We start from the raw sequence: 13,792 nt of genomic DNA, 5'->3' as shown, positions 1-13,792 counted from the left end.
GGCGAAGGTGGTTTCGACCAAGCCCGCACCGTGGCCGGACACCGCCTACGTCGTGGCGGCCGACGGCGAGAACGGGCGGGTGTTCCTGCCGGACGGCCGGGTGCTGGACGGCGAGGGGATCGCCGCCGCGCTGGCCGCCGACCCGGAGCTCGCCAGGCTGCCGAAGGACGTCCCCGTCGTACTGGCCGTACCGGACACGGCGGACGGCCACCAGGAAGTACTGCAGCTGGTGGCCGACCGGCTCGGCCGCACGGTGTGGGGCCCGAGCGGTGCGGCGCGTCTTGTCCCCGACGGGTCCGCACACGTCCTGGTGCTGAGGGACCACGATCCGGATGTGCCGGTCGGCGCGTGGGTGCCCGTTCCTCCGGCGGTCGTGACCGGGCCGCATGCGGACCGTGAGTGGACCGCGCTGGACGGGACGAAGTTCCGCGACAGCGACGTGGTCACCCGCCCGCTGACCGATGAGAACCACGAGCGCTTCGGCCGCCTGGCGGTTGCCCAGGATGACGGGCTGCGGCGGCGGGAGCAGCATTTCCGTGCGTTCCGTCGGATGCGGCGGCTGGTCCACTGGTCGCCGGCCGGTGGGAAGTACCAGGAGTCCGGTTCCGAGCCGGTCTCCATGGACTCGGCGGTGTACGTCTACGCGGGGCACGGTGAGCCGGGGCGGATGGCGTTCCCGCTGCGCAACGGACGGACGGTGTGGCTGGGCAAGCAGGACGCCGCCGCGTACATCGCCGGGCTGCGCGAGGTCCGGGAGCTGCCGCCGGGGCACCGGATGCATCTGGAGGTCTGCTACAGCGAGTCGGACGGTGACCCACGGTTGCAGTTGTCCTCGTTCGCTCCCGTACCCCATGTCGATGATCCGCTGGGCGATGTTCCGCTCAACCAGCACGTGGCCAACCTGACCCGTCGGGAGACGGACGGGGCCACCAGGATGACCGGCTTGAACGACATCCAGCGTGGGTCGCTGAGCGCCGCGAACGGTGAGCGCGGACGGCGGGTCCTGCGCCGCCCCGAGCCCCTGGACCACGAGCTGGACCAGCTGGCGCGGGAAGCGGGCCTGCACCACGGCCCCGGCGCGGTGTCACCCGGGACCAGGACCACGACGCTGCGGCTGGTGCGTGCCCTGCGGACGGCGTTCGGCAACGGGATCGAGGACGACCGCGGCGTACCCGGCGGCCGGTACGAACGCGTGCTCAGGGGCATCGGCGCGCTGGAACGGATGCGGGCCAACGACCCGACGATCAGCCAGTTCACCCCGCTCCGCATGGACATGCTGGACTTCTTCGTCCAGGAACACACCGGCAGGCCCGCGGACCCGGCCGGATATCTCGCTCTGCTCGACTTCGCCGCAGGGAGGATCGCGGCCGACCCCGGTGCCCGGCTCACGGCCACGGTGCCGGCACCGTCGCTCCAGGTCACCCTCGATCAGTTGGCGGACAAGGGTGAGCAGGTGATCCGACATGTGCAGTCGGTGCCGGCTCCCAAGGCGTTCACCCCACGCCAGGTGGCCTCCACCCTGTGGGCCGCTGCCCGAGCCGCACAGTCCTTCCGCCCGATGACCCCCGTGGACCGGGAGACCCTGGGCCGCAAGGTCCTCCACCTCGACAGCTCCACCGTCTGGGACCGGTCGCAGCAGGAAGCCCTGTGGGCGGTCATGGCCAAGGCCGTCGCCCAGGGCATGGACGTCGCGGACCACGACCTGCTGGCCGCCTACCACCTCTCGGAGAGCGGCGCCTTCGGCCCCGCGTCCTGGCTGAGTCAGGGCACCGCCGTCCAGGGCGTCAACTGGTCCGGAACCCCCGCCCCCGCAGGAATCAACTGGGGCAACGTACGCCGGATGTCCATCGGCCCCGACGGGACCACCACGCAGCCGGTCCAGCCGGACTGGACGGGCCCGGGCAAGCCCATGCCCATGTTGAACGTGGTCGAGGTCGACCAGGCAGGCACCATCGTCCTCCATCTGCCCGGCAGCTCCCCCGTCCCGGTCCCCGAGAACGAGTTCGTTGCCCTGCTGGACATGGCCCCGGCACTGCGCACGGTCGCTCTGAGCATTCCGGTGCTGTTCCTGACCACCGGGCCGGGGGCCCTGAGCCCTCAGCTGCTGCAGCGGTTCTCCCAGACCACCGGACGCCCCGCCTTCGGCTACAGCGCGCCGATGGTGCTCACCACCGGCGACCCCACCACCCCGCTCGGCATCCTCGCCCTGCCCGACCCGGCCACCAAGGCCCCGGGCAACTGGACCGCCGCGGCCCGGCGACAGGCCACCGCCGGGACCACCACCCAGGACAGTCTGATCGTCTTCGGACCGGAGGACCCGGCCACACAGACGACGGACCCGTTCTCGAACCCGAAGACCTTGATGCGGGACGGCTCCGGCAAGGTGCGCGGGCGCGCCCTGACGGGGGCGTGGACCGGCCGGGTGCGGATCGACCGGGTGCGGGTGATCACGGGCGGGCTGGGCGAGCCGGAGGTACGGGGTCCGGACGAGCCCGCGCCCTGGGGCGACGACGCGTACGTGGTCGGGGACCGGTCCTACGACGCGCAGCAGCTGAGTCACGAGGCGTTCGCGGAGAGGCTGGCGAACGATCCGGAACTGGCGAAGCTGCCCCCGCACGTGCCGGTGGTGCTGGCGATTCCGCATACGGGTTCGCAGTACCTGGAGCTGATGCGCGCGGTCGCCCTCAGGCTGGGACGGCGGGTGTGGGCGCCCAGCGGCGACGGGCGGCTGCGGTACGACGGCGGCCTGAAGGCCTACATGCCGACGCTGACGGTCCAGAACACCGAGGACTGGCACGGCGACTGGGTGCCGTTCGACCCGCCCGCGGCGCCGGCGCCGTTCGAGGACCGTGAGTGGACGTCGGTCGAGGGCAGGAGGTTCCGCGACAGCGACGTGGCAACCCGGCCCCTGGTCTCCGACCGGAACGAGCGGTTCGGCCGCACATCGGTGAACGACGACATAGCCAACCGCCAGAGGCTGATGCGCACCTACTTCGCCAAGCGGCAGCTGGATCACTACGTGGCCACCGGCGAGGGGGACAAGGTTGTCAGCACCGAGTCGGTCGTCCCTGACCGCGCGGTCTACAAGTACTACGGTCACGGGCTCCCGGGCGCACTGGCACTCGTCCTGCACGACGGCGGGACGGTGTTGCTGAACGCGGCCGACGGCGGACTGTACGTCGGCGGGCTGCGCGAGGTCGGCGAGCTGCCCGCCGGACACCGGATGGGACTCGAGGTCTGCTACGGCGCGTCGGCGGGCAGCCCTGGGCGCCTTCAGCAGGAAGGCCGCCCGGTTCCTCGCGTGGAGGACCCCCTGGAGGACCTGTCCCTCGCGGAGCACACGGCCGACGTCAGCCGGCGGGAGGTCGACGCGACGTCCTCGGTCAAGGGACTGGACGACGGCGTCCACCTGGTGGAGGACACCCCCGGCGGTGTCATCGGACGGATGACCCGTGTGCGGCCGAAGCCGTCGGACGCCGAGCTGGACCAGCTGGCGCGGGACGCGGGCCTGCACCATGACCCGGGCGCCGTGCCGCCGGAGACCCGGGCGACCACACTGCGGCTGGTCCGTGCGCTGCGCCTGGTGTTCGGTCATGACGTCGAGGACGACCGTGGAGTGCCCGGGGGCCGGTACGAGCGGGTGCTGAAGGGCATCGGCGCCCTGGAGACCCTGCGCGCCAACGACCCGGGTCTGCGGCTGTTCACGCCGTTCCGGATGGACCTGTGGACGTTCATCGCGCGACGGGCCGGCGGGAACACCCCGGACCCGGCCGCCTACCTCGCCGTCCTGGACGCTGCCCGGAGCCAGGTGGCCCTGCGGCCGGACATGACTCTCGGCGAGATGCTCCCGGACACGGCCCTGACGTACGCCGTCGACGAGTTCTCGGGGAGCAGCGGGCAGGATCTCGTCCGGGACATGCTGGACCTGCCCGGCTCCATGACGCCGCGCCCGAAGGACACCGCACGGGCCTTCTGGGCGACCGTGGCCGCCGCCGACCTGGTCCTGTTCCGGATGACACCGGTGGAACAGGAGAGCCTGGGCCGCGGCGCTCTCCACATGACGGTCACCGACCCGTGGGCCGACGACCGGATCATGGAGCTGACGCTCCTGGCCACGCGCGCCCACACCCGGGGCGTGGACATCACCGACCCGCGTCTGCTGGCCGCCTTCCACCTCGGCGAACTGGGCGCCTTCAAGCAGATCCTCACGGACGGGACGGAGCCGGCCGGCTACAACTGGAGCGGCCGTCCCGCCCCGAACGGCGTGGACACGGACCACTGGTACGCGCGGGTGAAGAGCGGCAACGACACCCTCACCATTCCTCACCCCGCCCAGTGGAAGTCCAAGGAGCCGCCAGGGAAGTCCCTCGCGATCTGGACCGGGACCGACCAGGGCGGAGTCGTCATACACCTGCCCGGGCACGCTCCGCTGCCCGTGCCCGACGAGGAGCTCTGGGCACTGCTGGACCTCGCCCCGCTGGTGACCGAGGCCGGCGTCGACGTCCCCGTCGTCTTCCCGATGTCCGGTTTCACCGCCGGAGGGACGAACCGGCTTCAGCCGTTCTCCGACCGCACCGGCCGGAACGCTTACGGCTACACCGGACCGCTCGACGTCCTCGAGGAGGACATCTTCGGCCCGCTGCGCATCACCGCCATCCGCGAGAAGAAGCTGGGGCGGTGGACCAAGGCCGTCTGGAAGGCCCGGCCGGTTCAGACGTCCTCCTCCGGGATGGTCATCACGGCCCCCACGGCCGGTCCCGGGACCCCCGGCGGGGAGACCCCGCCCTGGCCGACGCCGCCGGCCGGGCAGGACTCCGGCATCGGGACGTTCCACTTCGCGCCCGTGACTCCTCGGCGGAACCCCGGTCCCGCCGAGGACGAGTGGTCCGGGATCGCCTATCCGTCCGCCGTCCGCATCAACGCCGCTCCGGTGTCGCCGGCTCCCGGCCTGGAGGACGTCACGCAGGAGGACACCGCCGGGACACCTTCCGAGGGCGGCCCGGCCTGGGCCGTACGGTCCTGGCGCCCTGCCGGATCGCCCGGCACCGCACGGTTCGCGCCCATGTACCGGGACCGTGAGTGGCGGCTCCGCAGTGTGGACCTGGAGCTCGCGTTCGCCGGCCACACGGGCCGTACCGCCGGGCTCACCGAGACCGCCCGCGACGCCGTGTCCCGTATGTACGAGGAGCTCACCGCGCGCCACGGCGAGGACGCGGCCCGGAGGGCCTTCTTCGCCCCGGACACGGTCCCCGGCGACCCGGCCGCGGCGCTGGAGCGGCTGCTCGACGCACCGCCGGGGCCGCTCGCCCTCGACGCGCTGATGACCGCGTTCACATACGCGTCGTACGCCGGCCCCGGCCTGCCGCACGGGACGGCCGAGGCACTGTCGCGTCCGGCCGGCCGCCGTGGGCGGTACGCGCCGGGCAGTGCCTACCGCAGCGTGCACGACAGCCGGGGCATGCGCCGCGTGGGCGGTGAACACGGTCCCGCGCTGCGGCTGTTGCAGACGTACGCCGCGCTCGGTGCGTCGGCCGACAGCCTGCTCTCGTTGCGGGACACGCTCATCGCCTGGGCGATCCCGGCCGACCTCCAGTCGCTCCACGAGATCCTGCGCGCCTCCCACCGGATGGGTCTGGGAACCGACGAGGAGCGCGGCCTCGCCCTGCGTGACGGTGCCGGGCTCCACACCTGGGCGGCGGACTCGGCCGGCCGGTCCGGCGCGGGTGAGCCCTCCCCCGTGCGGCTGGTCCCGCCGCACCGCGCGCTGTACGCCGAGCGCATGACGTTCGGCCGGGACATCACGCGCAGCAAGCTGGATCTTCCGGGCGGCCTCGTGGCCCTGGTCGACGCCGCGCTCGCCGGTGACCTGCCGTCCGACACGGACCGGAACCGGGCGTTCCATGCGTGGCTGAGCCGGTACGGCGACGTGGGCAGGGCGGCCCTGGAACGGCTGTCCCCCGCCCATCTGACCGCGATTCACCTCTACAGCGGTGCCGACTACCGGCTGATGAAGGCGTTCCTCAACGGCGAGCGGTTCGGCGCGGGCATGGGACGGCGCCTGGTGCGCCTCAACGCCTGGACGATGACCCGGAAGATGGCCGAGGTGGGCGCCGCGGACCTCCTCCCGACGACGCTCCGTAAGCAGCCGGGCTTCACCGCCCTGTTCGACGCGATGTGGGACGTGGACGACCTCCAGGAGCAGACCGCCGAGGTGGCCCGTCTGAAGCGCCGCCTGGACGCGATGGCCGACGCGGTGTACGACGAGCTGTCGCTGCACGTCGACATGACGGTCGAGGCGCTGGAGATCCTGCCGCCGCTGAACGGTGACGTCTGGTGGGGCGACCGCGGGATGCCGGGCGCGCTGGGCGAGCCGCCGGCGGACGGGCCGGTGTACGGCCGGGACGGCATCACCATGCCGTTCTTCCGCAGCACGGCACTGGTACGGGACGAAGCACTGGGCTTCATGCACCGGAGCAAGGGCGCGCCCGGCGACGCGCACCGCGGACTGGTGCACGTGGCGCACTCGACGGCGCGGGAGGTCAACCCGTTCGCGGCGCTGCCGTTGGAGACGGAGGCCCTGTATCCGCCGGGCGCCTCCTTCGACGTATCGGCCCGGACGGTCGTCCCGGGCAACTCACTGACGGGGCCGTACGAGTCGATCGAGGTCCGCGAGGCCCCACCGCGTCGCGGGACACCCGCCACCGCCGGGCGGATCACTGAACTCGACTCCACGGACGACCTGTTCGGCATCGGCTCCTCGGGTGGTACCGCCGGGGCCGGATCGCGGCCCGCGCCCGTGACGCGGCCCGTCCACGGGGATGACGGCGAACTGATCGGTGTGGCGTCGTTCGACGACACGGACTGGGCCGAGCGGCGGGAGCAGTACGGCCGGCTGGACCGTGCGACGGGCTTCGTGGCGTGGCAGCGCGACGGCGAGGGCCGGCCGGTCGCGACGCATCAGGCGCTGCCGGGTGGCGGAACGGCCGGCGGGACGTTCTTCTTCGCTTCGCACGGCGGCGCCGACGGGCTTTCCCTGGTCACCGAGGACGGGGGCCTGCGGCGGGACGACGGTTCGTATGCGGGGCGGCTGCTGCGCTCGGCGCGGGGGCGTGGCTTCCGCAGCGTGACGGTGCTCGCGTGCGGCCCCGGCGACGTGCCGCGGAACGAGGAGGAGGCCCGGGCGCGGGCGGAGCGGATCGCGAACGGGTCGGGGCTGCCCGCCCATGTGCCGACGGGGCGCACGGCGGTGTCCGACGGGCTGCCGCACCTGCTGGAGGACGCCGACGGGCGGCCGACGCAGTGGGTGACGGCGTATCCGGACGGCTGGAAGGGCCCCCGCGTGCCGGCCCCCGGCGCGGTGGCCGACGGGCGTTCCGCGTTCGGTTATCCGGCCCCGGGACAGCTCAACGTCACGGGCCGTGTGCGGGATGCCGCCCCCGAGCAGCTGGAAGCCATGGACACGGACGACGGGGCGCCCTGGTCGGTGTCGTCCTGGCGGCCGGCCGGGGCCCCTGGGACGCCGCGGTTCACGGGCCTCTACCGGGAACGTGTGTGGCGGCAGTTGAGCGTCGACTGGGAGGACACCCTTTCCGAGGCGCTGAGCAGCGTCCCCGAGCTCGCCGACGTGACCGGGCTGGCCGTGCGCGGAATGTACGCGGAGCTCGCCGGCCGCCACGGGGACGAGCGGGCGGCCCGCGCGTTCTTCCCCCCGGACGAGGCACCGGAGGACCCGGTCGCCGAGCTGGAACGGCTGCTCGACGAGCCGGCGGGTCCGGACGCGCTGGACGGGCTGATGAGGGCCCTCGTGTACGCGGCCTACGCCGGCCCGGGGCTGCCCCGCCAGGTGGAGGAGGCCCTTGCCGAGGGCGGCGGGCGCTTCGGTGCGGACAGCGCCTACCGTGCCGTGCACGACAGCCGTGGTCTCCGCCGTGTCGGCGGTGAGCGCGGTCCCGCGCTGCGCCTGCTGCGGATGTTCGCCGCGCTCGGCCTGCCGCCCGGCCGGCTGCCGGCCTTCCGCGCCGCCGTGGTCGCCTGGACGATCCCGTACGAGCTGCAGTCGCTGCACGAGGTGCTGCGCGCCTCGCACCTGGTCGGCATGGGTGACGCGGGCGAGCGCGCCGCAGTCACCAGGGACGGGGCCGCGCTGCACACCTGGGCGGTGCGCCGGTTCACGGAGGACGGGCTGCTTCCGAGCGACGACGACGGCACGCTCGCCGCCCTGACCCCACCGCATCAGGTCCTGTACCAGGACCGCATGTCGTTCCCGTTCGCGCTGACGGGGACGATGGACGTGCCGGACGCTCTCGTCACGATGGCCGACGCGGCACTCGCCGGCGCTCTGCCGCCCCTCCCGAACCGCAGGGTGAGGGTCATGGCCGAGTGGCTGGAGCGGTACGGCGACCGGGGTGCAGAGGCGCTCAGGCGGCTCACCCCGGCCCACATCACGGCTCTGTACGTCTACAGCTCGTACGACTACCGGCTGATGAAGACGCTGCTCAACGGCGAGCGGCTGGGCCGGGATGTCAGCCGCCACCTGGTGCGTTTCCACAGCTGGCAGTACATCCTCGAGTCGGCGCGCGAGGAGGAGCTGGAGATGCCGCCGCTGACCCTGATCAGCCGGCCGGAGTTCGCCGACGTGTACGGAGAGCTGACCGAGCTCCCGGACCTCGACACGCCGAGCCCGGAGCTGGCCAGGCTGCGGCGCCGCGCGGACATGATGGCCGACCGGCTCCACGACGATCTGAAGCTGCACATCGACATGGCCGTCGAGGCCCTGGAGATCCTGCCGTCCGTCGGACGGACCGCCTGGTGGGGCGAGCGGGGCGCGCCCGGGCCCATCGGCCGGCCCGCCGTGGACGGCCCCATGTACGGCGCCGGGAACATCGAGGTGGCCTTCTTCCGCAGCACCTCGCTGAAGGTCGAGGAGGCGGCCGAGTTCGCGCTGGGCGACAAGCCGGTTCCCGCCCGTTCGCACCGCAGGCTGATCGAGGTCAGGAACTCGACGGCGCGCGACGCCACTCCCTTCCTCAAGCACCTGTCGGAGGGCGAGGCGCTGTACCCGCCGGGCATGAGGTTCGACGTCGTCGACCGGCAGCTCGTCGAGACCCACCGGCGGCCCCCGATGCTGCACGAGGTGGCCGAGGAGGCGAACCCGCTGCCCGACGGTCTCCCCGAGGCGTCGCGGACCGACTCGCGGCCCTACGCCCCGGCCGAGTTCGAGGACTCGGTGGACGAGCTGTTCGATCTGGGCCCCTCGGACTCCGACATGTCCGACGCCGGTCTGTCGGACATCAGCGGCTACTCCGACGCCGGCTCCGAGCTCGACGACGACGGCCTCCGTGACCGCCGCCCCGCCGAGGACGGCCCGCTCGGCGCACCGGCCCGCGCCTATCCGCCGCGTGACTACTGGAACGCCCCCTGGGCGGGTCACGGGACCGCTCCCTCCCCGGACGGGATCGTCGTCCAGGAGATCCGCGAGAACGGCCGGACGGTCGGCAAGGCCTCCTTCACGCAGCACGACTGGGCGCTGCGCGAGCCCTTCTACGGCCGTCTGCCCAAGGCCACGCACTACACCGAGTGGAGCCGCGGCCCCGCACAGGAACGTGTGGCCCAGCGGCGTCCGCTCCCCGCCACGGGACGGTCCGGCACGTTCTTCTGGACGTCCCACGGCGGGTCGGACGGTTATGCCGTCGTCGGCGGGAACGGCATGCCCGTCGGTGCCGACGGCACGATGGTGGGGCGCCTGCTCGGCCAGGACCTGGCCGCGGCGGGCTTCACCACCGTCACCGTTCTCGCGTGCGACATCGCCACCGGCACCGGCACACCAGACGGCCCCGCGCTCCGGGGCGACAGCCTGCGGCGTGCCGTCCGGCGGGCCGAGGGGATCGCCGACCTCACCGGTCTGGACGTGTACCTCAACACCGGCCGTGCGGCGATCACCCCCGGTCAGGACGAGGACGGGGAGCCGACGGCAGACATCCACCTCCTGGAGGCCGCCGACGGCAGCCCCACGACCATGCTGCGCGTCCCCCCGAGGTCCAGGGCCGGTGCGGACCACGGGCTCCCCGCCCCCGCCGTGGACACGGTCACACCGGCCGGCAACCCCTGGTCGGTGCCCGGGTGGCGGGTCGCCGGAGCGCCCGACACCGTGCGCTTCGCCACGCTCTACCGGCAGCGGGAATGGCGGAACTTCAGCTTCCAGTTCGAGCTGGTCCTGGCGCGGAAACTGGCCGTCGACCCCGAGGCCGTCCAGGGCGCCACACACGCGCTCACCCGCCTCCACCACGTCCTGGCACAGCGGCACGGCGCGCTCGCGGCGGACGGTGCCTTCTTCCAGGGCCCGGCCGCCCAGCAGTGGCTCGGGGCACCGGACGCGGTGCGCCGGTTCCTGGAGACCGGACCGTCCGTGCCCCACCTGATCCAGGCGTTCGGCAGCGCGGCGTACGGCGACGCGGGGCCCGTCACCCTGCTGCACACCCTGCCCGGCTGGCTCAGGTCACCGTGGGCTCCCCGGCCGCACGGGCCCCGGCAGGGGGCGTACCGGACGGCGCACGACCAGCGCGGATTCCGTTACGTCGGCGGGGTGGTCGGCCCCGCCCTGTGGCTGCTCCAGGCCTACCGGGCGATCGGGGCGAGCGGACCCGAGCTGATGGCCTTCCGCAAGGCACTGCTGTCGTGGTCGATCCTGACCGACACCCAGTCCCTGCACGAGGTGCTGCGCGCCTCGCACATGGCCGGCGTGGGCACCGCGGCGGAAGGCGTCGCCCTCACCCGCGACGGCGCCCGGCTGCACCAGGTGGCCGGACAGGCCTTCGGCATCGGTCCGTCCCTGCCGCACCACCACGTCTACGACGCCAGGACGCGCTTCGTCTCCCGGTACGACGTCGCCGTCCCCGGGGACATCGCGCAGGCTCTGAACGCGGCGCTGGCCGGGGGCTCGGTGCCGGAGGACCAGGCGGACCGGCTCGACGTGGCCACCCGGTGGCTGGAGCGGTTCGGGGAGCGGGGCCGGGTGGCCCTGCGCGCCTTGACTCCCGGCCACCTGACCGCGTTGTTCCTCTACACCAGCCAGGACCACGAGCTCTTCAAGACCTATGTGAGCGCGGGCCGCTTCGGCGAGGCCGTCAGCCGCTGGAGGCTCAGGCGTCGGGTGTGGCAGTACGCGCTGGAGGACTCCGCGGGCCTGCCGGAACTGCTGGCCTCCGACGACGACCTGCATGACGCGATATCCGAACTGGAGGATCTGGGCCCGGACGCCGCCGGGCCGGACCTCCACGACGTCCGCCTCCGGGTGAACCGGATCGCCGACCGGCTCCACGACGCGATGGCCATGCACGTCGACATGGCCGTCGAAGCGCTGGAGATCCTGCCGCCACTGAACGAAGAGGTGTGGTGGGGCGGCTGGTTCTCCGGACCCCTGGACGAGCTCCCGCAGGACCATCCGCTCCTCACCGCGACCACGTTGTACATGCCGCGTTTCCGCAGCACCACGGAGAGCGCGGAGACCGCGGTCAACTACACACGCGGCGACATCAGGGACATGGGGGACGCCCAGGACCGGCACGCGATGCGGGGATACGTGGCGGAATCCAGCGCCCGCGTGGTGGCGCCCTTCTCCGCGTGGCTCGAGGAGGACGAGGTGCTCTACCCGCCGGGCCTGGCGTTGAGCATCGTCAGCCGCGACGTCCTGACCGAACCCGTCACCGGGGGGAGGTTCGCCGACTACGAGTTCCGGGAGACGCCCGCCTACCCGGACCCGGCTTTCCACAACGCCGAGGGCGAGCCGTCGCCGCGGATCGTGGAACTCACCGACGAGGAGGCCGCCGCCCTGGAGGCCGGGGCCTCCGTTCCCCCCGACGGCTACCGCCGCACCGGGCCGTACGCCGCCGAGCTCGACGGCACGGTCTTCGTCCTCCACGAGTCGCCGGGGAAGGACGGCCGGGCCGTCCCCACCCTGCTGTTCGCCCTCCGCCACGTGGCGGCCGACGCCCTCCGGGAGGCGGGCATCGAGACGTCCGAGGACTTCCGCGTCTGGCTGGCCGGCGCCCTCACCGACGACGACGTGTCCGAGCCGGAGGTGCCGTCGCTCGACGCGGACCGGAGCCTTCCGCTGAGCCTCCTGGACAAGGCCGGGGTACCTCTCGACCTCGGCCTGCGCACCGAGGGCATGCTCCTCGGCGACAGGCTCCCGGCCTCGCGGATCGTGCTGAGTCCCGCCCAGCGTCTCCGGGTGCTCCTCACCGACTCCTCCTACGGGGCCGAGGGCACGGACGTGCCGATGGGGCCGCTCGTGGCGGCGGCGGTCCGCGGGCTCGGGGTGACGGTGGCCGTGGCGGACCCGGACGGCGAGGTGACGTTCCACGGCGAGCGCACCGGCAGCACGGCGCCCGCCCTGCTGGTCCGCGACGGGGACGGGGACGGCCATCTCGCCGGGCTCCCGGACGGCCCGGGCGACACCACCGCCGGGAGCGAGGAACGGCTGAACCGGGTGGCGGACGCCCTGTACTCCGCGCCGGTGTCCGTGCTGCGCCCGGCGGCGGACCGGCAGGCCCCGGAGTGGGTCATGGCCCGCATCCGCTACATGACGGAGGCGGTGCGCTTCGAGCAGCGCCTGGGCCGGTATCTCGGCGGTCACGAAGCGGCCAACGCACAGCTCGGCGTGATGACCCGCGAGCTCTGGACCCGGGCGGTGGCGGCGGGCCGCTGGTCGGAGCTGGGCTCGGACGACCCCTCGGTCGACGGCGCGGTGGGCACCGGCCGGGACCAGCTCCTGGCGGTGGTGGAGTCGGGCAATCTGCGCGAGCGCATGGGCATGCTGTGGATCGGCTCCCAGGCTCCGGACGGGCAGGGGGGAGTCATCTCCGGCCTGCTCGGCAGCCCCGACCCGAACCCCGAGGTGATCACCGCGGAGTACAGGTCGTCGAGGCCGCCCTCCCGGACGATGACGGACTATCAGGAGCTGGGCGGGCTGGCGGACAGGACGCCCGAGGAGCAGGCGCTGATGGACAGCGCCGAGCGCGCGCTGCGGACGCCGCTGCGCCCCGAGGACCTGTCGCCGCCGCTGAGTGACGCCGAGCGGGCCCTGATGTCGGGCGACGGCATGCCGTGGATCCCGGGGATGAACCGGTACGGCATCGCCATGGACAGCGCTCCGCAGTCCGAGGCGGAGGGGAGCGGCGCACTGGTCCGCGCCGGTACCTCCGGTTCGGCCCACCGGCTGCTGGCGCAGGCGGTCAAGATGCGCGACGTGTGGGGCGTGGACGTCGATCTCGGCCTGGTACGGCTCGCGTTGATGGCCGAGATGCTGCAGGCGGCGCACCACACCCTGGACGAGATCATGCGGGGCAGCCAGCTGGTCCTCGACCGCCTCCGGCAGAACGGCACCCCTGAACCGGCCGACCTCGACTACGTGAACAACTGGGGCCGTTACTGGCGTATCACCCCCCTGACCGAAGCGGAACTGCGTGAGCACGTGGCCGTCGACGGCAGGTTCCCCGACGAGCACGCGCTCGACACGGCGGACCTGCCGGACGGCGACGGGGGGACCGGCCCGGCCGACCCGGCCGACCCGGCCGCCGCCGAGTGGGCCCGGGAGCACCGCGACGTACTCGAGGACGCCCTGCGCGTCCTGGCAGCACTCGGGCCCGACACCCTGCCCGGCCCCGACGGCGGTGTGCTGACGGCCGGACGGCTGGAGCAGCTGGTCCACGCCTGGTTCCGGGCACGGGACCTGGTCCCGCCCGCCTCCCTGGCCGACGCACTCCGCCGCATACTGAACGACGACCGTGCCTGA

Annotated in this window: 1 protein-coding gene (cut by a window edge); it reads left to right on the top strand. The window is 73.3% G+C overall.

What is annotated here, in order from left to right:
* Window positions 1–13,792, top strand: partial view of a lonely Cys domain-containing protein gene (locus HED23_RS02610; protein ID WP_203181823.1) — the final stretch only. Its footprint begins 32,876 nt before the window's first position; only the last 13,792 of its 46,668 coding nucleotides appear in the window; the start codon falls outside the window, past its left edge; its stop codon occupies window positions 13,790–13,792.

The organism is Streptomyces pratensis (genome assembly GCF_016804005.1).
GTDB lineage: Bacteria > Actinomycetota > Actinomycetes > Streptomycetales > Streptomycetaceae > Streptomyces > Streptomyces pratensis_A.
This window is presented reverse-complemented; position numbering and strand designations above follow the sequence as displayed.